Here is a 23,917-nt window from a genome sequence, read left to right as displayed (position 1 = left end):
AACCCCGCCCCCATACTAGATGGGGACGGGGCTTGGGAGGAGTTCTTACCAGCTGAACTCGCCGGCGTTTTTGCTGTCGACGACCATGACGTCGATCGGGACTTCCTTCGGCACGACGCGTGCGCCCCACTTCTGGGCAAGCGCCATGGCAAGGCCGACACGCACCTGGTCACGCGGGAACTGCGCCGTGGTTTCGATGAAAGGACCACCGTCAGCAATTGCCTTCACCGCTTCCGGAGCGCCGTCCACCGAGGTCAGCTTGATGTCCTTGCCGGACCCTTGGATCGCAGCCAGTGCGCCCATCGCACCGCCGTCATTCACCGAGAAGATACCGGCGAGGTTCGGACGCGACTGGATCATGTTTTCAACGACGCCGAGAGCAACGGAGCGGTCCTGACGGCCGTTCTGCGTATCGACGAGCTTGATATCTGCGAATTCGGCAAGTGCTGCCTTGCAACCTTCGACGCGCTGCAGGATCGGCACGACCGGAATGCCGTCGAGGATCGCGACTTCACCCTTGCCGCCGAGGGCTTCACCGAGATATTTGCACGACTTGTAGCCCGCGTCACGGTTTTTAGAGCCGACGAAGGTGTCGACCGGGCCATTGGCGTTGGCGTCAACCGCAACGACGGTCACGCCGGCAGCCTTGGCAGCGTGCACGGCAGCTTCGATGCCGGCGCTATCCGTCGGGTTCAGAAGCAGGATATCGATCTTCTGCTGAAGCATGTCTTCAACGTCGGAAATCTGCTTTGCCACATCGTGGCCGGCATCGGTCACGACAACGTCTGCGCCGATGCTTGCTGCGGCTTCCTTCAGCGCTTCCTGCATCGACACGAAATAGGGGTTGTTAAGCTCCTGGAAGGTCATGCCGATCTTCAGCTTTTCCTGCGCCAGCGCCGGAGCGGCCATCATTGCAATTGCGGCTGTCGCCATCAGAAACTTGGATTTCATTTTCATCTTACTATTCCTCCCGTTTGGAAAGTTGGGGCAACAAGTACCCGTTTCCGGACAGCCCTCTGCCCGAATTCTAAAAAATCGGCGATGTGTCGCTGGTTTAATCCGCCATGACCGCTGCCTTCTGGGCTGCGAATATGGTTCGGAACCTCGACGGCGACATTCCCTTCAATTTCAGGAAATGCCGGTTGAAATTCGAAAGGTTGGAAAAGCCCACATCGTAGCAGACCTCCGCCACCTTCACGTCCTGATCCGCCAGCAGCATCTGGCAGGCAAGATCAATGCGTAACTGATTGCGATACCGCACCAGCGTCGTTCCCGTATGGCGCTTGAAGGCACGGGAAAAGGCGCTCGGGCTCTGGCCCACCATGTCAGCCAGATCGATCTCCTCAACCTGTTCGGTCAAATGCTGGCGCAGGTGCGACAGAGCGCGGTTAATGCCGCTATCACCGATGCCGGTCAGATCAAGCTCGTAGCTCAGGCTCGCCAGCACTTCTGAAGACGGCGCGTTGACCAGCAGATCGAGAATTTCCCAGAAAAGCGCAAGCCGTGTCAGCCCCTGCGCTTCGATCAGCCGAAGCACCAGCGGGCGAACCCGGTCGCTCGTCTCGTCGTCAAACAGAATGCCGCGGCGGCTGCGATCCAGCAGGGCGCGCACCACATCCATCTCGGACATGGATGTGCAGGCATCTTCGATAAATGTCTCCGGAAACTGGATCACGAGAGAGCGTGTCGGCACGATCTCGTCCGGCTCGATCTCGCTGATCCAGTTCTGGGGGAGATTGGGACCGGTCATGATGAGCTGACCGGGGCTGAAGCGACCGACGAAATCACCGATATAGAACGTGCCCGACGTGGCAACGACCAGATGAATTTCATATTCGGGATGATAATGCCAGCGCACGGTGCGGAACGGATAGCCATGCCGCCAGGCAGCGAAGGATTCGCCCTTGCGGATGTGTACCAGTTCCAGATCGGGCTGCATCAATATTCCTCCCATCGGTCACGTCCGCCGTATTTGCGGAGCAAGGCCATTCCTCTTTATGGCTCGTCCCAGGCGTTAAAGGGGAGCATATGGCCTGCCGCGCATTTACTTCCACATCAAGCCGGGGAAATTACCGATACTTTTTTGACTGTTTTTTGTCGGAAATTGAATAGTTGCGTACAGACGCTGCCAATTAAGCTGGCAGTTGCACCGATTTTTTCGCGCAATTTTGCGTGATACGCCGATATAATATGCATGACGGGGAGAGTTTTGATGAATTTTTGGAGCGCGAACTACCGATCACCGGCAGCTCGCGCTTATACTTTTCCGCAGGGTGCCTGCCGCTCGGTCATCAGCAGGCAATTGGCCTGATCTTTTATTGCGGCATCAGAATTTGCAGCTTCACATCCGTATCCCGTGCTTCCACCGCACGATCAAAACCGGCGATGCTGTCTTCGAAAGGGATGGTTGCGGAAATCAGCGGCTTCAGATCGACCTTGCCGGATGCAATGAGTGCAACTGCCCGGTCATAAACGTTGGCGTAACGGAAAACCGTCTCCACCCGAAGCTCCTTGGCCTGCAGGCCAACGATATCAACCGGCACCGGATCAACCGGCATGCCAACAAGCACGATCGCACCGCCGGGCCGCGCAAGTTTCGCCATGCCAAGCACGGCCGGTGCAGCACCCGAGCATTCGAACACGATGTCGCAGCCCCAGCCATCCGTAGCAGCGGCCACGGCTTCGGCAAGATTATGCTCGCGGATATTGACGGTCTCGATACCGTCATAAGCGGCGATGATATCAAGCTTCGGCTGGGCAAGATCGGCAACGATGACCTTGGCGCAACCACCGGCAAGTGCTGCCAGCGCCACCATCATGCCGATCGGACCGGCACCGGTGACAACGGCGACATCGCCGGGCTGGATGCGCGCTCTGAGTGCCGCCTGCATGCCGATGGCGAAGGGTTCGACCATGGCACCTTCGGCAAAGGACACATTGTCCGGCAGCTTGTAGGTGAAAGCGGCGGGGTGGATGACCTCAGGCGTCAGGCAGCCATGGATCGGCGGTGTCGCCCAGAAGCGGACGGCGGGATCGACGTTATAGATGCCGAGCTTGGATGCGCGCGACGTCGGGTCGGGGATACCCGGCTCCATGCAGACACGGTCACCGGCCTTCAGATGCGTCACTTCGGCACCGGTTTCGATGACCGTTCCCGACGCCTCATGGCCGAGTACCATGGGAGCATTGACGATGAAATGACCGATCTTGCCATGGGTGTAATAATGGACATCCGAGCCGCAGATGCCGACCGTATGGGTGCGGATGCGCACATCCTTCGGTCCGAGTTCACTCGAAATGTCAAAATCCCTGAGCGAGAGCTTGCCTTTTTCTTCCAGCACCAGTGCCTTCATCTCATCCTCCATGGTTTGCGATACGCCTGGCAGCGAGTTCAATCAGCGTGATGGCGTGCAACTTCGGCAAAAGTAAACAGAAATCCGCCGGATCGGCCGGTTTTTCTTCGCGGCGGAAAAACTGTATCGAGGCGCCAGCGATTTCTCATCACCGGCCGGGTATCATGGCTTTTCCAGAGAGGGAAATGGGACGTGATTCGTCTGCCCATGACGGGAGCTGCCTTCCCTGCAAGGCCGACGAAGCGCGTCTTCCTAAAGCTTCTCACCCGGCAATTGGCTTGCCTGTTTCACCCACTCAGCGAACTGCGCTTCATCGAAGACGCCTTCGTGAATATCAAGGTAACGAACCTTCGGCTGCTTCGATGCACCGGGCGGTGGCGGCTCAAGTGACGCACCGTTGAAGAAGCTGACTTTGATATATTTGGCAAAGCAGTGAAGGCCGAGGAACCAGACGCCATCCTCCATGCCGTAGAGGGGCGAGTTCCACTTCACGGCCTTGCGCACGCCGGGCACCAGGTTTTCGATCAGCGTGTCAATACGCGCCCCGACCGGGCTTTTCCAACCCGGCATGGCGGCAATATAGGCCTGCACCGGCGCATCACCATAACCCTTGGCAATCTGTGGATTGCCGCCTGAAAGAAGCTTCGGTGCGGCAGCCGAAGCTCCAACCTCCGCGTTTTCGGCAGCTTTTTCCGGTTTCCTTTCAGCCATCTCGTCCCTCTCAATGTCATGCAGTTTCCTGCCGATTTCGCAGGTATCGGCAAAAGCCTGCCACAAAAAGCGACCACAGTAAAAAAACTATATTTTATCTGCGCCTTTCGCTTCCCGGACCGGAGGGCATGTTCGGAGCCAGGTTACAAGCGACGCAACCCGATCTGTCGGTATGGTAATCGAAACAAGGGGCACGACCCTGCCCAATCACCCCGACTGGCACAGCCTCCAATAAATCTCAAAACGTGGCCTTTGTACACGCTCACGCGCGGAGCGCGGCTGCGGGAGACTGGCGATAGGCAAGCAATGCCGGTATCGCGGCCAGAACAGCGGCAAAACCCAGCAGGAAGAGCGCAAGGCGCAAATCTTCGCGGGTGAAGCCGACCGGCAGGATCACGCCACTTTTTGCGGTAAACAGCTGCGCGCCGATATGAGCAGCGCCCAGGCCGAGCAGAAAACCGATACCGACACCAAGCGCCACCAGAAAGAAAAGCTCCAGCCAGACGATGGCGAATACCGAGCCACGGGGCGCGCCGAATGCCCGCAATGCGCCTATCTGCCTACGCCGCTGACCGACATGGATCACCGTCACCAGCATCAACGCTGCCGCCACCAGCCCTTGCGAACCCGCGGCGACCGCACCCAGAACCATCTTGGCATCACCAAGCGTGGCATAAAGTCCGGTGAGCACCTCGCCCGGGAAAACGCCAAGCGTATTGCCGCTGCGATATTCCTGTCTCAGCCGATAGGCATCGGCAATCGTCTTCGGTTTGACGAGAATGGCCGGCAGACCGGGCATGTTCTCACCAAAGGTCTCTACGATCGGCGCATCGGGATCGATACTGCCATGATGATCGGACTCGGCATGCCCCGAAGAAGCGCCCGGCACGACAGCCGCTTTGGGCTCCTGCGGCATCCCGATCTGAATAATGGCATCGGCTTGGCCGACCTCACCTTCGGCATGCGTATCGCCATCCCCATGATGTGCCTCGCCTTCATGGGCGTGATCATGGCCATCCTCCTGATGCCCGTCATCATGCGCAGCCGCGTCACCTTCCCCATTGCCTTCACCGTGATCATGACCATGTTCCTGGCCAAGACCATGGACGTGCCACACAGCCTGAATCGGCACGAGAATGGCGCGATCCCAGGGTGTGCCAGTCGGCTGCAACTTCCCGACGGCCTTGTAGGCGATCTCGGTATGGGTGCGGCCGCCGGTTTCGGCGGTGCCATGCATCGGCTTGATCTCGGCACCAACGGAGAGGTTGACGGCAGCGCCCAGAAGCGCTTCGCCTTCCAAAGCAAACATCCTGCCCTCGGCAAAGCCGGGCGTTGTGTTACTGACGAGGCTCGTCGTCGTGCCGACAATGGGATAGCCGGCAAAAGAATCCCCAAATCCGACAGGAGCCGCCCATGCGACACGCGGATCGGCGGCAAGCCGGGTGAGGACGGCGCCATCCACGAGCGGCAGGGGCGCCGCCTGCAGGAAGATGGATGAAAGGATCAACTGCGTTTCGCTGCCGGCAGCACCGACAACGAGGTCGAATTTATCGGCGGCGCGGGCGCTGCCGAGACGCAAAGACCGTTCCTGCAAGGTGACAGCCACGCCAAGCGCGGTGGCCAGCGCCACCAGCAGAACCACGACGGCCCCGCCCAGCCACAGGCGACGCAGGTCGGCAAGGATGAAACCGATCATGCTGCGATCTCCTTCGCGTCAGTATCGGCAACGACACGGCCGCCACTGAGGGTCAGACGCCGGTCAAGGCGACCGATCAGATGCTGATCGTGGCTCGCGACAATCAGCGTACTGCCGGTGCCGGCGGCAACGGCAAGCAGCAAATCGCCGACAGCCTCGCCGCTTTCGAGATCCAGGCTGGCGGTCGGTTCGTCAGCAATGATGACGCCGGGGCTGCGCAGCAGCGCCCGGGCGATGGCAACACGCTGCATTTCACCCCGCGACATGGTCTCGATATGCTGCCCGGGGCGCTTGAGGCCGACGGTCGCAAACAGGGATTCCGCACGGTTTATAAGCTCTGCATTTGCCACACGCGACAGGCGGGCGGGCAGCAGGATGTTATCCAGCGCAGAGAGACCGGGAAAAAGATGAAACTCCTGCATGACAAGGCCGATATTGGCAGCCCGCCAATGGTCGCGACGGCCCTCGGACAGCTCCGCAATGTTCCCGTTCCCCCAAACGACGCGGCCGGTCTCAACCCGCTCAAGGCCGGCGATGATGTTGATGAGGGTGCTCTTGCCCGAGCCGGAACCACCCGTCAGTGCCACGCGGCTTCCGGCAACGATTTCCAGATGGTCGATAACAAGAACCGGAGCCGCCAGTCCGGGAAAGGAGACGGCAAGATTTTCTATCTTCAGAGGCAGCATGGTTTCAAACCGTCGCGTATTCTGCCTGGCGAATGCGCAGCAGGCTGACGAAGCCGGTGTCCGGATCAGTCCAGGAACCCGTTTCCAGTGTACCGCGCACTTCGATCGTCTGGCTGGGCTGGGTAAAGGTCTGCTTTTCGCCAAGATAGACGACGACAATATTGTCCGGCCAGTCTGAATCGGTGGAGCAAAACGGGCAGATCGACATGGGTATTTCGGTGAGCACGAAGAACTGTGCTTCAGCCTTCAGCGGTGGCGCCATGAAGCCGCGCATGGCGACCTCCTCGCCGTTCAACTGCTTGACCTTCTCGGAAAATTCCAGCCCGAGAACGCTGACCTTGCCATAAAGCTCGTCGAAGGTGATGTCGCTTTTCGCCTGTGCACGCGTGCCGGCGGCCAGCAGCGGCAGACCAGCAATGAGACCAAGGGTCTGGCGGCGATTGAACCGCGCCGGATCAGGCTTGCTCATGACCATTTTCCTTCTTCAAAGGTCTTTCATCGTCAGCCGTCATGGCCGGCAACGCAGGACCGTAGTGACGGCAAGGGCACGCCATGGTGGCGCGCCCTTGCCCCGTTTCAAATCTTAGTTGGTCTGCTTGGCGCCAAGAGCGAAAGCTTCGACAAGACCCTTGTAGACATCGCTCTGCTCCATGTAACCGCGGAAGCCTTCGGCGCCGGGTCCTTCGGCCTGCAGCACGACGTCATCAACCGCGTGTACGCCGCTGTCGGAGCTCTTCGGAATGATGCCGGTGACCAGCACGGCACCGGGAACATCCTTGTATTGCTCGTTGGCGATGTATTCCTTCTTTTCGTTCTGGATGGCCGGCGCAAACGGGCCATCGAGCTTCGGGCGGAAGGTTTCGTAGTGATCCGGACCGTTATTGGCGTTCAGGAAGAGACGACGCGAAACGTCGACCTTGTCAGGATAACCGTCGCCGTCCTTGTCTTCGTAATTCGGGAAGCCGGCTTCGGCATAGGTGCCGACCTTTTCGCGCATGTCCGTGCCGGGCTTGTCATCATCAACAGTACCGATGATGGAAACGCCGTGGGTATGGTCGCCGGTGACGATGATCAGCGTATCGGGGTTCTTGGCCGCAAATTCGCGGGCAACGCCGATGGCCTTGTCGAATTCGATCGTATCGACGACGGCGCGATCCCAGTCGAGCGGATGAGACATCTTGTCGACGTTCGCCGCTTCGACCATCAGGAAGAAGCCTTCCGGGTTCTTCGACAGATTGTCGAGCGCAACCTTGGTCATTTCAACCAGACCCGGCTGGTCCGGGAACTTGCCCGTGGTGCCCTTTTTCAGGAACTCGCGGTCAAGCGTGGTATCCATGTTGCCGGTGTGGAACAGGCCGAGGATCTTGCCGGTGTTGGTGCCGGCAGCCGTTGCAAGTTCAGCCTTGCTGGTCGCCAGCGTGTAACCGGCTTCCTTGAACAGGGCGATATAGTCCTTGTCGTCCTTGCGCTTGGAACCGGCGGTCGCCTGCGGCAGGAAATAGGCGGAACCGCCGCCGAGAAGCACATCCGGCTTCACGTCGAACAGCATGCCGTTAATGTCAGCCTTGTCGCCACGCTTGCGGGTATGGGCAACGACGGCAGCCGGCGTCGCATCCTGCAATTCGGCGGTGGAGATGATGCCGATCGACTTCTTGGTCTGGCGGCGCAGGGCTTCAGCCAGCGTTTCGACCTTCGGATCGTCGAGCGAGGCCGGAGTGCGGTCGGCATAAACGCCGATAGCGTTCACGGCGGTCTTGTGGCCGGTCATGTAGGCCGACATGGTATTGGCGCTGTCGGTGGCGACGGCGTCCGTGGCGGAGGTGCCGATGAAAGCGACCGGCGGCACGTCATCCATGTTGAGACGGCCATTGGCCTTACCCTCGGTCATGCCCTTGGACATGATACGGGCGGCAGTACGATGGGCGACCGACAGACCGTCGGCGATCAGGAAGATCACATTCTTGGCCTTCGCCTGGGCAGGCGTGCCATAAACGGTCCAGGTCACGTTCTTGGTCTCGGAACCGGCCGAAACTTCGACCTTGTAATCACCGGCATTGGCGAGCGTGATGCCGCGCAGGATGACGGCCGAACCAAGAACCTTGTCCTTGTTCTTTTCTTCGGCAACGAACTCGACGTCCTTGCCGAGAACAGCCTTGTAATCCTGGCCGTTGACGGTGATCTTGACGTCTTCCGGCTTTACGACCGCGTCGAATTCCGCTTTGAAATCAAACGGCGAACCGGTCAGGATCGTAGCACGATCAAGCGGATAGACCTCGGCAGCCTGAGCGGCGCCGGCAAGAAAGGTCGTAGCGACCAAAGCAGCAACAATTTTGCGCATATTCCCCTCGCGAGACATGTGAAAACCACAACCTCTCCTAGACCCGCCATATGACAGTTGGATGACTTACCTATTGCCATGTCGTGAAAGCTGGCGCTGACGGGGAACCTGTGAGGCGGGCACCCGGCACGCCGCTCTCCCTTCAGTCGAGAGGTCCCGCCTAAAAGGGTACGGATCAGCCTTTGTGAATGCGCAATCCTTCAAGCAAGGTCCGGAAGCTTTCAACTGCCCGTTTGGAAGTCCTTTCAGGGTCGTCGGAATTCGCGATCCACTGGGCGGCGCTGCTGCTTGCCGCGTTGATGAAACGGGCACATGCCTCCGGGTCGATATCGGTGATCGCCCCTTCCTGCTTCAGGATTTCAAGGCTCCGCGCAACAGCGGAAATACAGCCATTGGCATTTGGCCAGCGGGAGGGATCACCGAGCACGGCCGGTCCATCGCGAAACATGATCCGCTGGATTTCCGGCTCAAGAGCCATGCGGACATAACCGACATTCTCATCGATAAAACCGTCCCACCGGGTCGCGGCTTTCGACGAAATCTCACAGAGTCTTTTTGTCATCTCCGCGTCAATTTCAGCGACAACCGCCAGCAGCAGGCCCTTTTTGTCACCGAAATGGTGATAGAGCGCGCCACGGGTCAGCCCCGCCTCGGCGGTGAAGTCGTCCATCGACGCTTCGGCATAACCGATGCTGCCAAACGCCTTTCGACCGGCGGACAGAAGCTTTGCCCGTGTCTCGGCAATCATTTCACTGCGGGGTTTGCGCATTTTTTCTCCGTCGTCCACATACACCACGTATATTAGTTGACATACGCGACGTATGCAATTATCTCATTCACATACGCCACGTATGTGTGTGGTAGATACTCCCTGAACAAGGTGCATCCCGATGTCTAATCCATACAGAGAAATTTTTAGGGCTCCGGGCGCGAAGGGCTTTTCCGCCGCGGGCTTCTTTGCCCGCCTGCCAATTGCGATGGCGCCGATCGGTATCGTCGCCATGCTTTCCCAGACCCATGGAGAATATTGGCTTGCCGGCGCCGTCTCGGCAACCTTCGCGCTGACCAATGCGGCTGCGGCACCGCAGATCTCCCGCCTCGTGGATCGAAAGGGCCAGAGCAAGGTCCTCATCCCGGCCACCATCATATCGGTCATCGCCTTTGTGGTTTTGATCCTCGCCACGAACCAGAAGTGGCCGGTCTGGACCCTGTTCCTTTCAGCCTTCCTCGCCGCCGCCATGCCCAGCATCCCCGCCATGATGCGTGCCCGCTGGACGGAAATCTTCCGCGACCGGCCAGAGCTGAATACGGCTTTTGCCTTTGAGTCCGCCGCGGATGAGCTGGTTTATATTTCCGGCGCCTCGCTTTCCGTCGGGCTTGCGGTCTCGCTCTTTCCGGAAGCGGGCATGATGATCAGCACGGCCTCGCTGGCGCTCGGCACCTTTGCCTTCCTGCTGCAGGGGTCGACAGAACCCAAGGTGCGCCCGGTTGAAAGCGGGACACGGCAGCAATCAGCGATACGGCTACGGCCGGTCCAGATCATCACACTCGCCCTGATCTTCGTGGGTTCAACCTTCGCCACGGCCGAGGTAAGCGCTGTGGCCATCACCAAGCAACTCGGCCAGCCGGAGGCCGCGAGCCTCGTCATTGGTGTCTATGCCATCGGCTCCTTCGTTGTCGGCCTGCTGCTCGGCGCGATCAACCCGAAAATGCCGTTACATCGCCAGTTGCTGATTGCCGTCAGCGTCCTTGCGCTTACCGCCCTGCCGCTCCTCTTTGCCACGACAACCGTTGCCCTGCTCGCCTTTGCCGTTTTCCTCAGCGGCGTTGCAATCTCGCCCATCTTCATCACCGCATTCGGCCTGATCGAGCGCCGCGTGCCGGAATCTATGCTGACGGAAGGCGTGACCTGGGTGATGACCGGCATCGGTATCGGCATGGCGCTCGGCGCCTTCATCTCCGGCTGGGTCATCGATAATTTTGGCCCCACCAACGGCTTCTGGATGTCCGTTGCTGCCAGCCTTTCGACAGTCGCCATCATTGGCCTCGGTCAGCGCAGCCTCTCCGGAGAGCAGAGAGCTTCCGAGCAGGCATGCGCGGCACAGCCCGCCGAATAATACCGTTGAGCACCCGGTGAACATGGTAATGGCGGCAAAATAGCTGGCATTATCATGCCCACAAGGCGCTTTTAGCCGCCGCTGAAACTTCCTTCAAAATCAAAACCCTTGCACCGGAGCGATCAAAAGATCGCTCCGGTTTTTCGGTGTGGCGCTTCCCAACCGATCATTCGCGCTTGACTCTCAAAAACACAATAGATATGTCACTACATAATCTGATATCTCAGTTTGGTTATTGATATGTCTAACGCTCTTGAATTTCCATCGTTGCCGCTGTCCGAACTCGTCACCCCGCGAGACTTACCGGCTGATGGAAACATGACGAACCGGATCCATTCCCTGCTTCGCAAACTGATTGTCGAAGTGAAGCTGCTTCCCGGGCGCGCATTGTCGGAAAAGGAAATCGCAGCGCTCTTGCATGTCAGCAAGACGCCGGTGCGCGAGGCGATCATTCGCCTTTCCGAAGAAGGTTTCGTGACTGTCGTACCGCAGGGCGGCACCTATATCTCGCCGATCGACGTGCAGCGTTACATGGAAGCCTGCTTCATCCGGTTCAAACTGGAAGAGGGCGCCGTCATCGAGGCGACCAAGCGGCACTCGCTGGAAGACATCGCCCGTCTGAAAACCTGCATTTCCCAGCAGCGCACCGCAGCCGAAGACGAGGAATTCACGGATTTCTTCCTGCTGGACGAGGAATTTCACCGCACCATCTTCGCGGCAGCCCGCCTTCCCGGCGCCTGGAGCGTGGTCAATCAGGCAAAAGGCGAAATGGACCGGATGCGCCATCTGAAGCGCGTTTTTGCGGTCCGTCGCACTGAAAAGGTGATCGAGGAGCACGAAGCGATCGTGAGCGCCATCGAGTCAGGCGATATCGAAGCCGCACGCGAAGCCGTCCAGCGCCATCTCGGATCACTCGAAACCAAGATCGCAGAACTCTCCAAGAACCCGAAGATCTGGACCTTCATCGAACAGGTCAACACGCGCGTCACGAGGAAGCGCGCTTCACGGGGGTCGAAGACGCCTGACTGAACATTCAAGGCTTTTGAGGAGGGGCCTTTCATGTCTGCAGTTCAAATCAACGATGTCGTCAAGCGCTACGGCGCTCTCGAAGTCGTCCACGGTATCAATCTTTCCATACAGCCGCAGGAATTCGTTGTCCTCGTTGGTCCCTCGGGATGCGGAAAATCCACCACGCTGCGCATGCTCGCCGGATTGGAGGACATCTCGGACGGCACCGTTTCGATGGATGGCCGGATCGTCAACAAGGTCGCCCCGAAAGACCGCGATGTCGCCATGGTATTCCAGAACTATGCGCTCTATCCCCATCTGAGCGTGGCCGAGAACATCGCATTCGGCCTGCGCGTCAGGGGCGAGAAGCGCGCCGTCGTTGACAAGGCCGTTGCGGAAGCCGCACAGATATTGGGACTTACCGAATATCTGGCCCGCAAGCCTGCAGATCTTTCCGGCGGCCAGCGTCAGCGCGTCGCCATGGGCCGCGCCATCGTGCGCCGGCCGAAAATCTTCCTGTTCGACGAACCTCTCTCCAATCTCGACGCCAAGCTGCGCACCCATATGCGCGCCGAGATCAAGCTGCTGCACAAGCGGATGCAGGCTACCAGCATCTATGTCACCCACGACCAGGTGGAGGCGATGACGCTTGCCGACCGCATCGTCATCATGAATGGCGGCCATATCGAACAGGTCGGCTCGCCGATGGAGGTTTTCCTCGAACCGGCGAACACATTTGTCGCAAGCTTCATAGGCTCCCCGCCGATGAACCTTCTGGACGGGACGATCGAAAGCCATGACGGCCGTGTCACCGTTGTCCTCGGTGGCAGCTCCGGGCAGCGCTTCAACATTCCCGATGCCTTCGCGCAGAACGCGACGCAAGGACAGGCCGTCAAGCTCGGCCTTCGGCCGGAAATCATGTCGGTGGAGGCTGGCGACGGCCGTGACGTTCTAAATTGCAGCATCGACCTCGTGGAGCCTCTGGGCGCTGAAGCGTTGCTGCATGGAAAGGCCGATGGCCAGCCATTTATCGCCAAAGCCGAAACGCTTTATGGCGACCACGCCCTTAACGGCATCAACCGGCTGTCCATCGATACCGCACGCGTCCACATCTTTGATGCGGCGACCGGAAGATCGCTCAAAACCCGGGGTGGAGCGCGGCCATGAAACAGGATTTTCAAGGGCGCCTTCACGACCTTCAGGAAGACGTGCGCCGCGACTGGCAGCTCTATCTCCTGCTCGCGCCGATGCTCATCTGGTTTGCAGTTTTTCTCTACAAACCCATGTATGGGTTGGTCATCGCATTTCAGGATTTCTCGATCTTTCGCGGCATCGAAAAAAGCCCCTGGGTCGGATTTGCGAATTTCGTGGAGCTTTTCCAGAATGACATGTTCATTCGTTCCTTCTGGAACACCATCACCATCAGCGGCCTTGGCCTGATCTTCGCCTTTCCGGTGCCGATCATTCTGGCCCTGATGTTCAACGAAATTCAAAGCGGCATTGCCCGCAGTTGGGCGCAGACGGTCGTTTACCTGCCGCACTTCATTTCGGTGGTGATCGTCGCCGGCATCGTCATCAATTTCCTCTCGCCATCGATTGGCATCGTCAATCTCATGCTGAAAGGCCTTGGGTTTGAGCCGATCTACTTCCTGACCCAGCCGGAATGGTTTCGCCCCGTCTACATCGGTTCATCCGTCTGGAAAGAGGCAGGCTTCGAATCCATCGTCTATCTCGCCGCCATCGCCGGCGTGAGCCCGACGCTTTACGAATCCGCCCGGGTGGATGGCGCGTCGCGCTGGCAGATGATGTGGCGCATCACCCTGCCCTGCATCCTGCCGACAATCGTGATCATGCTGATCATCCGCATCGGCAATCTGGTCGAGGTCGGGTTCGAATATATCATCCTGCTTTACCGCCCATCCACCTATGAGACGGCGGACGTCGTTTCCACCTTCATCTACCGCACCGGCCTGCAGGGCACCCAATACGATCTGGCGACGGCCGCCGGACTGTTCAACGCGGTCATCGCTTTCGTCCTTGTCTATTCGGCAAATCGTATCAGCCGAAAAGTCTCGTCGACATCGCTGTGGTGAGGAGCTGAAACATGGCAAACTTCAATCTTTATTCCCGCGGCGACAGGATTTTCGGCTGGGCAAACGCCATTCTTCTCGGCCTGTTCGTCCTGTCGACGCTTTATCCCTTCATCTATGTGCTGTCGGTCTCGCTGTCCTCCGGTGCCGCCGTCACGGCCGGTCGCGTCACGCTCTGGCCGATAGACGTCACGCTTGCCGCCTATGACCGGGTCCTGTCCGACAGGATGTTCTGGGTCGCTTATGGCAACACCTTCATCTACACCTTCGGCGGCACGCTGATGAGCCTGCTGATCATGATCCCCGGAGCCTATGCCCTCTCGCGCAAGCGCCTGCGCGGCCGCACCTTCTTCAACATCGCCATCGCGTTTACGCTCTGGTTCAACGCCGGCATGATCCCCTTCTTTCTGAACATGCGCGACCTTGGACTTCTCGACAGCCGCTTCGGCATCATCCTCGGCTTTGCGGCAAACGCCTTCAACGTCATTCTGCTGCGCAATTTCTTCGAAGCCGTGCCCAAGTCCTTCGAAGAGGCCGCCAAGATGGACGGCGCCAGCGAATTGCAGCTGCTGTGGAAGGTGTTCATTCCGCTTTCCAAGCCCGCAATCGTCACCGTTGCGCTGTTCTGCATCGTTTCACGCTGGAACGGCTATTTCTGGGCCATGGTGCTGCTGCGCGGTGAAGAAAAAATCCCGCTTCAGGTCTATCTCAAGCGCGTCATCGTCGACCTCAACTCGAACGACGAATTCGCCTCGAGCCTGCTCACCGCCCATTATTCGTTCGAGACGGTGACATCAGCGATCATGATCGCATCCATCATTCCCGTCCTCATCATTTACCCCTACGCGCAGAAGTATTTCACCAAAGGAATTCTGCTGGGCGGAGTGAAAGAGTAGCAGCACAAGGGAGGAGAACCTGTGAGAGCACTACGAAAAGGCGCGCGCCTACTGGCGTTGATGACAGCCGCAACCCTGGCCTTGCCGGCATTGGCGCAGGATGCGGGCAAGATCACCGAAGACCCGCTGGAACTGACGATCCATTTCCACTTCCGCGACAAATACGTTTATTCGGAAAAATGGCCGGTGGAGCAGAAGGCCGCGGAAATCACCAACATCCATGTCCGCAACGTGGCGTCACTGGCGACCACCAGCAGCCGCGATGCATTCAACCTTCTGATCGCCTCTGGCAACCTTCCCGATATCGTCGGCGGCGACGCCACCGGTGGGCTGAAGGAAGACTTCATTCGCTACGGACTGGAAGGCGCGTTTATTCCACTCGACGATCTGATCGAGGAAAACGCCCCCAACCTCAAAGCCTTCTTCGACAGCCACAAGGACATCCGCAACGCCATCTCCGGACCGGACGGCAAGCTTTACTTCATTCCCTATGTGCCTGATGGCAAGTTCTCGCGCGGCTGGTTCATCCGCCAGGACTGGCTCGACAAGCTTGGCCTGAAGCAGCCGGAGACACCGGAAGAGGTCTACGAGGTTCTGAAAGCCTTCCGCGACAAGGACCCCAACGGCAACGGCCTCAAGGATGAGGTGCCTTATTTTGCCCGTGAGGAAATCGATGCCGTCCGCCTCATCAATCTGTGGGACGCACGCGTTTCGGGATCGGAGCGGTATGGCGACTTTGCCGTCTATGACGGAAAGCTGCGTCACCCCTGGGCGGAAGACAACTACAAGACCGGCATTTCCAATGTCGCCAAGTGGTACAAGGAAGGGCTGATCGACAAGGAGATATTCACCCGCGGCGCCCGCTCGCGCGAATATCTGCTGGGCAACAATCTCGGCGGCATGACACATGACTGGTTCGCCAGCACCTCGACCTATAATGACGCGCTGTCGCCGAAGATTGCTGGCTTTGCACTGAAGCCGATGCTTCCGCCGAAGACGGTTTCAGGTGAGCGTTTCGAGGATTCCCGCCGCCTGCGTGTCCAGCCCGTCGGCTGGGCTATTTCGGCGACCAACGAACACCCCGTCGAAACCATCAAATATTTCGATTTCTGGTTCTCGCAGCAGGGTCGCATCCTGTCGAACTTCGGTGTCGAGGGTCTCACTTACGAAATGGTGGACGGCAAACCGCAGTTCAAGAAGGAAATCCTCGACAACAAGGATCCGGTCAATGCCCAGCTATGGGCAGTCGGTGCGGCGATCCCGCGCGGATACTGGATGGACTACGAATATGAGCGCCAGTGGACGAACAAGATCGCGCTTGAAGGCATCGACATGTACGAGAAGTGCAACTGCCTCAAGGACGAGTTCATGGGCGTTTCCCTGAACGCCGAGGAAAAAGCGACCTTCGACCGCTACTGGCCGAGCATCCTCACCTACATGACCGAAATGCAGCAGACCTGGATTCTCGGGGCGCAGGACGTCGATACCGGCTGGGACGCCTACAAAAAGCGTCTCACTGCCCTTGGTTACGACGAGGTCATCAAGATGATGCAATCGGCCTATGACCGCCAGTACAAGGCGGCGCAATAAACCCTCCGACCATGATGGCGGCTTTGTTGCCGCCATCCTTTCCCATCTGTTTTCATAGGAGTTAGAGCGCAATGCGTCCCTCTGCCCCGGCCATTTCCAGACAGACACTTCTCGACGAACCCCGTCCGGGTTCATTGACCATTGGCTACGAGCCGAGCGAAGAAGCACAGCCGACGGAGAACCCTCCGCGCTTTTCATGGCTACCCGATATTGACGACGGCGCGCGTTACGTGCTGCGCATTTCGGCCGATCCCGGCTTTGCGGACAAAAAAACGCTCGTCTTCGACGATCTCGCCTGGAATTTCTTCACACCGGATGAAGCGCTGCCGGAGGGCCACTATCACTGGTGTTATGCTCTTTGGGATCAAAAATCCGCGACAGCGCATTCCAACTGGAGCGCCGTGCGCAGTTTCGAGATCGGTGCAACACTGCCGAAAACGCCGCTGCCCGGCAGGTCTGCCCGCCACGCCGCCGCGCAAACCAGCCACCCTCGGCTGTGGCTCAATTCCGAGCAATTGAGCACCTTCGCCGATGCCGTTGCAAAGGACCCCAATCATTGCGGCTGGGCCGAATTTTACGAAAAATCGGTTGAACCATGGCTGCAGCGGCCGGTCATGCCGGAACCGCAGCCGTATCCCAACAACATGCGGGTCGCCGCGCTCTGGCGGCAGATGTATATTGATTGCCAGGAAGTGATCTATGCGATCCGGCACCTTGCCATCGCCGGCCGCGTGCTCGGGCGCGACGATCTTCTCGATGCATCTCGCAAATGGCTGCTGGCCGTCGCCGCCTGGGACCCGAAAGGTGCGACCTCGCGCGCCTATAATGACGAGGCGGGGTTCCGTGTCGTTGTTGCACTCGCCTGGGGTTATGACTGGCTGTACGACCATCTGAGCGAAGACGAACGCAAGACCGTGCGGTCCGTTCTTCTCGAACGGACGCGGGAAGTTGCCGACCATGTGATTGCACACGCCCGCATTCACGTATTTCCCTATGACAGCCATGCGGTGCGCTCGCTTTCGGCTGTCCTGACACCGGCCTGCATCGCGCTTCAGGGCGAAAGCGAAGAGGCGGGCGAATGGCTCGACTATACCGTCGAATTCCTCGCCACGCTCTATTCTCCATGGGCCGGAACCGACGGCGGCTGGGCGGAAGGTCCGCATTACTGGATGACAGGCATGGCCTATCTTATCGAGGCCGCCAACCTGATCCGCTCCTATATGGGTTACGACCTTTATCAGCGGCCGTTTTTCCAGAATACCGGCCGCTTCCCGCTTTACACCAAGGCGCCCGGCACCCGTCGCGCCAACTTCGGCGACGACTCCACGCTCGGTGATCTTCCCGGCCTGAAGCTCGGCTACAACGTCCGGCAATTCGCCGGCGTCACCGGCAATGGCCACTACCAATGGTATTTCGATCACATCAAGGCCGATGCGACGGGCACGGAAATGGCCTTTTACAATTACGGCTGGTGGGACCTGAACTTCGACGATCTCGTCTATCGCCACGATTACCGGCAGGTGGAAGCCGTGCCGCCTGCCGACTTGCCGGCACTCGCCGTTTTCGATGATATCGGTTGGGCCACCATCCAGAAACACATGGAAGACCCGGACCGGCACCTGCAGTTCGTCTTCAAATCCAGCCCCTATGGCTCGCTCAGCCATAGCCACGGCGACCAGAACGCCTTTGTGCTTTATGCCCATGGCGAAGATCTGGCGATCCAGTCCGGTTATTACGTGGCGTTCAATTCGCAGATGCACCTGAACTGGCGCCGTCAGACACGGTCGAAAAACGCGGTGCTGATCGGCGGTAAGGGCCAATATGCGGAAAAGGACAAGGCGCTTGCGCGCCGCGCCGCCGGCCGCATCGCCTCGGTGGAAGAAAAGCCCGGGCATGTTCGCATCGTCGGCGATGCGACCGCCGCCTACCAGGTTGCGAACCCGCTGGTTCAAAAGGTGCTGCGCGAAACCCATTTCGTCAATGACAGCTATTTCGTGATTGTCGACGAGGTGGAATGTTCCGAACCCCAGGAACTGCAATGGCTTTGCCATACACTCGGAGCGCCGCAGACCGGCAGGTCAAGCTTCCGCTACAATGGCCAGAATGCGGGCTTCTACGGGCAATTCGTCTACTCTTCGGCCGGCACGCCACAAATCAGCGCCGTGGAAGGTTTTCCCGATATCGACCCGAAGGAATTCGAAGGGCTCGATATTCACCACCATGTCTGCGCCACGGTTCCGGCCGCCACCCGGCATCGCCTTGTCACCCTTCTCGTGCCTTACAGCCTGAAGGAGCCAAAGCGCATCTTCAGCTTCATCGACGATCAGGGTTTTTCGACCGACATCTACTTCAGCGATGTCGATGACGAGCGTTTCAAGCTCTCACTTCCCAAGCAGTTCTAACCATACGAGGTTTTCCAATGCAGCGTTTTACCAACAGGACCGTTGTTGTCGCCGGCGCCGGCCGGGATATCGGCCGGGCATGTGCCATCCGTTTTGCGCAGGAAGGCGCCAATGTCGTTCTTACCTATAATGGTGCTGCCGATGGTGCGGCTACAGCCGTTACCGAAATCGAAAAGCTTGGCCGCTCGGCTCTGGCCATCAAGGCGGATCTCACCAATGCAAGCGACGTTGAGGCAGCCATATCCACAGCTGCCGACAAATTCGGCGAGATCCATGGCCTCGTCCATGTTGCCGGCGGCCTGATCGCCCGCAAGACAGTTGCAGAGATGGATGAAGCCTTCTGGCATCAGGTCCTCGACGTCAATCTGACATCGCTGTTCCTGACCACCAAGGCCGCGCTGCCGAAAATGGCAAAGGGCGGGGCCATCGTCACCTTCTCGTCGCAGGCCGGCCGTGATGGCGGCGGCCCGGGCGCTCTTGCCTATGCGACCTCCAAGGGTGCCGTGATGACCTTCACCCGTGGCCTTGCCAAGGAAGTCGGCCCTGATATCCGTGTTAACGCCGTTTGCCCCGGAATGATCTCGACCACCTTCCACGACACCTTCACCAAGCCGGAGGTGCGTGAACGGGTGGCCGGCGCGACGTCGCTCAAGCGCGAAGGGTCGAGCGAAGACGTTGCCGGTCTGGTAGCCTTCCTCGCATCTGACGATGCCGCCTATGTCACCGGCGCCTGCTACGACATCAATGGCGGCGTCCTGTTCTCCTGATATCCCGGTAAAAACCATGTCCGTATCGTTACCAAGGGCGAGCCGGATTGCCATTCTCGGCACCTCGCTCGTCCAGCAGAACCATATTGGTGACGCCAGCTCGCTTGCCACATCGGCACGCGGCTGGATGAGCTGGGCCGAGGTCCTGTCGCATGGCAGGCTTTGTTGCCCGGTCCACCACGATCCATCCGTGCCGTCTGGGTGGGAGCCGAGCAACCGGCCCGGTGTCAGCCGGTTCTTTTCCGGCCTCAATTTCGGGGTTTCCGGCCAGAAGGCGGTCGAGATCGAGCGGCGATTGCCTCGGTTGCTGCAATCGGATTTCGACCTGATCATTGTCGATGCCGGCACCAACGACATGGTGGTGGAAACGCGCCAGACGATTGCCGATACGCGGGCAAGGATCGCCTCAGTCCTGCTCACCGCCGGCAAGACCGTGATCCTGCTTCCCATTCTGGCGCGAAGCGTCGGGAAATGGCCCGCAGGCGGTGCGGAGCGAGCCAAGGCGCACTGGATCAACCGGCAAAGCATCGAATTTGCGGCAAACAACGCCAATTGCCATATCTTCGACTGGAACGCGGCATGGGTCGATCCTGACAGCGAATTCGGCGAGCCCTATCCAGCCTATTCCGATGACGGAACCCATTTTTCCGTACCCGGCGCCTTTGCCGTCGGAAAATTGCTGGCGGACTACCTCGAAACGATCGTGCCCCGTGCGCCTGCCCGGCTCCTGTCAAAGGATGATCGCTTCGATCCGGTAAACAATCCAGCCGGCAATCTCGCATCGGATCTCTCGGCCCGGACAGTCACCGAAACGGGTGAGCAGAACCATCGTCTTGGCGGGCAGCTTGTCCACCCCGGCACCGGCGTCTGGGTGGAAGCGATCTGTAATGTGGAGATACCGGCCCATGATGGGGTTCTGGGAATATCGCTGCGGCTGAAAGATGTCGCAACCGAAGGACAGACGATGACGGCGCTCGCACCGTTCCGTGCGGATGACGGCAGGCTCTTTTCCTTTCCGTCCGCACAGTGGCGAGGCGCGTTAAGGACCCCTCCCCTGAAACTGCGGCCGGGCAAGGCACCGCCCGAACTTTTTCTCGATGTGATCCTGCAACCCGGTTCTCAACCGATCGAGATTGATGTTTCCAGCATCGACATCCGCCCCATTTCAAATCCGGTGCGCGCATGAAACATTCCGAGAATAAACCACGCCTGCTGATCGCCATGCGCAGCGAGCTTCCCGAAGCGTTCTTCGGTTCGCGCGAATGGGCGCGGCTGAATGCGATAGCGGACATTATTCCGGGTTTTCCCCATACGGATTTCGACACCGCTGAAGGTGCCGAAGCTCTCGCCGAAGCTGACATTCTGCTCGCTGCCTGGGGTACGCCATCCCTCACGCGCGAACGACTTTCCCGCGCGCCACGGCTGAAGATGCTGGCCTATGCGGCATCATCGGTGCGGATGGTTGCGCCCGCAGAATTCTGGGAAACGTCCGATATTCTCGTCACGACAGCAGCTTCCGCCATGGCCGTGCCGGTTGCCGAATTCACCTATGCGGCGATCATCATGTGCGGCAAGGATGTCTTTCGGTTGCGGGATGAACACAGGGCGGAGCGCGGCACCGGCGTTTTTGGCAGCCGGCGTGGCAGAAGCCTGCCGCATCTCGGCAATCATGCCCGCAAGGTTGGCATTGTCGGCGCCTCACGCATCGGGCGGCTGGTGATGGAGATGCTGGCGCGCAGCAAATTTGAGATTGCCGTTTACGATCCCTTTCTTTCGGCGGAAGAGGCAGCCTCCCTCGGCGCGAGGAAAACGGAGCTGGATGAACTTCTCGCCTGCTCCGATGTGGTCTCGCTGCACGCACCGATCCTGCCGGAAACGCGCCATATGATCGGCGCCCGTGAACTGGCGCTGATGGCCGATCATGCCATCTTCATCAACACCGCGCGGGGTTGGCTGGTGGATCACGAGGCATTGCTGGCCGAGGCGCTTTCCGGACGGTTGCGCATCCTGATCGACACGCCCGAACCCGAACCCTTGCCAACGGACAGCCCATTTTACGATCTGCCCAATGTCGTGCTCACCCCTCATATAGCCGGGGCGCTGGGCAACGAATTGCGCGCACTTTCCGATCTGGCCATTACCGAGATTGAACGCTTCGTGGCGGGGCTTGCGCCACTCCACCCGGTCTATAAGCAGGATATGGAGCGTATGGCATGAGCGGTTCCGACTATTGCTTTTCGACCCTCGGCTGCTCCGACCTCAGCCTGCATGAGACGGCCGATCTGGCAGAGCGCCATGGCATAACAAGCGTGGAATTGCGCGCACTATCCGGCACCATAGACCTGATCTCCGCGCTCGTTGCCGAGTTCGGCACCCCTGCCCGATTTGCCACTTTTCTGACCGAACGCAACATCAGAATTGCCGCTCTCAACACATCCATGCGGCTGTTCGGAAGCAGCAGTCTCTCCGAGCTCGACCCCTTCATTATCTGGGCAGAAGCCGCCAACATCGCTTATCTGCGAATATTCGATGGTGGCAAAAAAATTGGGGCGGAGGAGTTGGATCGCGCAGCGACGCTGCTGGACAAGTGGCAGGGTCTGCGGCAATCACGCGGGCTGAATGTCGAGCTTATGATCGAAACCCACGATGCGCTGGCCGATTTCGATCAGTTGCTCGCTTTTCTGGAACACGTACCGACGGCCCGGATATTGTGGGATACCCATCATACATGGGCCAAAGGCACCGATCTCAAAACCCTTTGGCGCCACATCGCTAAAAACACCGTCCATCTGCACGTCAAGGATAGCACGACGGATGAAGACGGAAAACGGCGCTACGTTCTGCCAGGCCAGGGCAACTTTCCCATCGCGGAACTGCTTTCGTTGCTCCAACCGGACGAACGGCAAATTCCCCTCAGCCTCGAATGGGAACGCCACTGGCACCCCCAACTGCCACCACTGGAAGATGCGCTGAAGGCTGCGCGCCACTGGTGGCGACAAGGAGTTTCTTGATATGCGCATAGCCGAAATCCACCTCACTCCGGTCGCCATTCCCGACCGGCCATTGCTGAATTGCAAGGGTGTCCATCAGCCCCATGCGCTGCGCACCATCATCGAAGTCATATGCGACGACGGCACGACCGGGCTTGGGGAGAGTTACGGAAGCATCAAGGCGCTGGACGGGTTGCGTCGCGCTGCACCAGCCCTCATCGGACTGGACCCGTTTCATCTTCACGAACTGAAATCGCGTATCATTACGGCTTTGCCGGGCGGCGGTGGCATCAATGCCAAATCGGCTGTCGCCGATCACAAGCTGACGGATGTGGTTGCCTCGGCCTTCGAAGTCCCCTGCCTCGACATTCAGGGCAAGCTGCTTGGGCGGCCAGTTTCAGACCTGCTTGGCGGGGCGGTTCGCACAAGCGTACCTTTCAGCGCCTATCTGTTTTTCAAATTTGCAGGCCATATCGGCGAAGCGGCGGATGAATGGGGAGAGGTTCTGACGCCTGACCAGATGGTCGGCGAAGCCCGGAAAATGGTCGACGCCTACGGTTTTCAATCGCTGAAACTGAAGGGCGGCGTGCTGCATCCCGATCTCGAGATCGAGACGATGCTGAAGCTGCGGCAAGCCTTTCCCCATCACCCCCTGAGGATCGACCCGAATGGCGGCTGGACAGTGGAAACGGCCATCTACATTGCCCGCAAGCTTGAAAATATTCTCGAATATCTTGAGGACCCGGTCATCGGCATGGACCAGATGGCGCAGGTGGCGGCCGCAACCTCAATCCCGCTCGCCACCAACATGATCGTTCTGGAGTTCGACCAGATCGCCACCGCCTTCCGTAAAAATGCGGTACAGATCGTGCTGTCAGATCACCATTATTGGGGCGGATTGCGCGCTTCGACCCATCTCGCAAAGACCTGCGAAACACTGGGGCTTGGTGTTTCCATGCATTCCAATTCCCACCTCGGCATTACCCTTGCGGCGATGGTGCATGTGGCTGCAGCAACGCCGAACCTTAGTTTCGATTGCGACACACATTACCCATGGACGGGCGTCGATGTGATCGAGGGCACCCCTTTCACATTCCGAAACGGTCGTCTGGATGTGCCGAAAGCGCCCGGACTTGGCGTCAGCCTCAATCGGCAGAAGCTCGCCGAACTTGCGGCTCTTTATGAGCAGACCGCGATGAAGGAGCGCGATGACACAGCCTACATGAAGCTCTTCGACCCCGCTTATGAAAGGCGTGTGCCGCGTTGGTAATCT

At 58.9% G+C, this 23,917-nt stretch carries 21 protein-coding genes; 12 read left to right on the top strand and 9 right to left on the bottom strand.

Annotated features, from left to right (window positions below; genetic code table 11):
• Positions 1–45: 45 nt before the first annotated feature.
• From CFBP6623_RS22160 to CFBP6623_RS22120, 9 genes are all read right to left on the bottom strand, one after another.
• Positions 46–957, bottom strand: coding sequence for an ABC transporter substrate-binding protein (locus tag CFBP6623_RS22160; protein WP_080842915.1), 912 nt, complete (start codon positions 955–957; stop codon positions 46–48).
• Positions 958–1,054: 97 nt separating this feature from the next.
• Positions 1,055–1,939, bottom strand: coding sequence for a helix-turn-helix domain-containing protein (locus CFBP6623_RS22155; protein WP_046801040.1), 885 nt, complete (start codon positions 1,937–1,939; stop codon positions 1,055–1,057).
• Positions 1,940–2,315: 376 nt separating this feature from the next.
• Complete coding sequence (locus tag CFBP6623_RS22150; protein WP_046801041.1) at positions 2,316–3,353, bottom strand: NAD(P)-dependent alcohol dehydrogenase; 1,038 nt, start codon at positions 3,351–3,353, stop codon at positions 2,316–2,318.
• A 252-nt stretch (positions 3,354–3,605) separates the two neighbouring features.
• Positions 3,606–4,064 carry a DUF1801 domain-containing protein gene (locus CFBP6623_RS22145; protein ID WP_046801121.1) on the bottom strand — a complete coding sequence of 153 codons (459 nt, stop codon included), beginning with the start codon at positions 4,062–4,064 and terminating at the stop codon, positions 3,606–3,608.
• A 262-nt stretch (positions 4,065–4,326) separates the two neighbouring features.
• A complete protein-coding gene (locus CFBP6623_RS22140; protein WP_046801042.1) occupies positions 4,327–5,760 on the bottom strand; it encodes an ABC transporter permease in 1,434 nt (477 codons plus the stop codon).
• Positions 5,757–6,446, bottom strand: a complete 690-nt coding sequence (locus tag CFBP6623_RS22135) for an ABC transporter ATP-binding protein (protein WP_046801043.1) — start codon at positions 6,444–6,446, stop codon at positions 5,757–5,759. The genes CFBP6623_RS22140 and CFBP6623_RS22135 overlap by 4 nt, the downstream gene beginning before the upstream one ends.
• Positions 6,447–6,450: 4 nt before the next feature.
• Complete coding sequence (locus CFBP6623_RS22130) at positions 6,451–6,915, bottom strand: hypothetical protein (RefSeq protein WP_046801044.1); 465 nt, start codon at positions 6,913–6,915, stop codon at positions 6,451–6,453.
• 114 nt (positions 6,916–7,029) lie between these two features.
• Complete coding sequence (locus CFBP6623_RS22125; protein ID WP_080842914.1) at positions 7,030–8,784, bottom strand: alkaline phosphatase; 1,755 nt, start codon at positions 8,782–8,784, stop codon at positions 7,030–7,032.
• A 175-nt stretch (positions 8,785–8,959) separates the two neighbouring features.
• Positions 8,960–9,553 (bottom strand): TetR/AcrR family transcriptional regulator, encoded by a 594-nt coding sequence (locus CFBP6623_RS22120; RefSeq protein ID WP_046801046.1) that lies wholly within the window; start codon positions 9,551–9,553, stop codon positions 8,960–8,962.
• Between the two features lie 121 nt (positions 9,554–9,674).
• On the opposite strand from CFBP6623_RS22120, the gene CFBP6623_RS22115 reads away from it, so the two are divergent.
• The 12 genes from CFBP6623_RS22115 to CFBP6623_RS22060 all read left to right on the top strand — a co-directional run bounded on the left by CFBP6623_RS22115 (position 9,675) and on the right by CFBP6623_RS22060 (position 23,914).
• Complete coding sequence (locus CFBP6623_RS22115) at positions 9,675–10,901, top strand: MFS transporter (protein ID WP_046801047.1); 1,227 nt, start codon at positions 9,675–9,677, stop codon at positions 10,899–10,901.
• 318 nt (positions 10,902–11,219) lie between these two features.
• Positions 11,220–11,930: a GntR family transcriptional regulator gene (locus CFBP6623_RS22110; protein WP_046801048.1), complete on the top strand. Its 711-nt coding sequence runs from the start codon at positions 11,220–11,222 to the stop codon at positions 11,928–11,930.
• A 30-nt stretch (positions 11,931–11,960) separates the two neighbouring features.
• Positions 11,961–13,076, top strand: a complete 1,116-nt coding sequence (locus CFBP6623_RS22105; RefSeq protein WP_046801049.1) for an ABC transporter ATP-binding protein — start codon at positions 11,961–11,963, stop codon at positions 13,074–13,076.
• Entirely contained in the window at positions 13,073–14,002 is a 930-nt protein-coding gene (locus CFBP6623_RS22100; protein ID WP_046801050.1) for an ABC transporter permease, read from the top strand. The genes CFBP6623_RS22105 and CFBP6623_RS22100 overlap by 4 nt, the downstream gene beginning before the upstream one ends.
• 11 nt (positions 14,003–14,013) lie before the next feature.
• Complete coding sequence (locus tag CFBP6623_RS22095; protein WP_046801051.1) at positions 14,014–14,895, top strand: carbohydrate ABC transporter permease; 882 nt, start codon at positions 14,014–14,016, stop codon at positions 14,893–14,895.
• A gap of 60 nt (positions 14,896–14,955) precedes the next feature.
• On the top strand, positions 14,956–16,485 hold the full coding sequence (locus tag CFBP6623_RS22090) for an extracellular solute-binding protein (protein WP_046801052.1): 1,530 nt from the start codon (positions 14,956–14,958) through the stop codon (positions 16,483–16,485).
• 71 nt (positions 16,486–16,556) lie between these two features.
• Positions 16,557–18,887, top strand: a complete 2,331-nt coding sequence (locus CFBP6623_RS22085) for an alginate lyase (RefSeq protein WP_046801053.1) — start codon at positions 16,557–16,559, stop codon at positions 18,885–18,887.
• Between the two features lie 17 nt (positions 18,888–18,904).
• Positions 18,905–19,654 (top strand): SDR family NAD(P)-dependent oxidoreductase, encoded by a 750-nt coding sequence (locus CFBP6623_RS22080; protein ID WP_046801054.1) that lies wholly within the window; start codon positions 18,905–18,907, stop codon positions 19,652–19,654.
• Positions 19,655–19,670: 16 nt separating this feature from the next.
• Complete coding sequence (locus CFBP6623_RS22075; protein WP_080842913.1) at positions 19,671–20,840, top strand: SGNH/GDSL hydrolase family protein; 1,170 nt, start codon at positions 19,671–19,673, stop codon at positions 20,838–20,840.
• Positions 20,837–21,871: a hydroxyacid dehydrogenase gene (locus CFBP6623_RS22070; RefSeq protein ID WP_052760253.1), complete on the top strand. Its 1,035-nt coding sequence runs from the start codon at positions 20,837–20,839 to the stop codon at positions 21,869–21,871. Before CFBP6623_RS22075 ends, CFBP6623_RS22070 begins: the two co-directional genes overlap by 4 nt.
• Positions 21,868–22,665: a sugar phosphate isomerase/epimerase family protein gene (locus CFBP6623_RS22065; RefSeq protein WP_046801056.1), complete on the top strand. Its 798-nt coding sequence runs from the start codon at positions 21,868–21,870 to the stop codon at positions 22,663–22,665. Before CFBP6623_RS22070 ends, CFBP6623_RS22065 begins: the two co-directional genes overlap by 4 nt.
• Position 22,666: 1 nt before the next feature.
• The gene (locus CFBP6623_RS22060; protein ID WP_046801057.1) at positions 22,667–23,914 is read left to right on the top strand and encodes a glucarate dehydratase family protein; all 1,248 of its coding nucleotides are present in this window, start codon (positions 22,667–22,669) and stop codon (positions 23,912–23,914) included.
• Positions 23,915–23,917: the final 3 nt, after the last annotated feature.

Source organism: Agrobacterium tumefaciens (genome assembly GCF_005221385.1).
In the GTDB taxonomy this organism is placed as follows: Bacteria; Pseudomonadota; Alphaproteobacteria; order Rhizobiales; family Rhizobiaceae; genus Agrobacterium; species Agrobacterium tomkonis.
The sequence above is the reverse complement of the archived record's forward strand: the minus strand, read 5'-3'. Positions and strand labels throughout refer to the sequence as shown.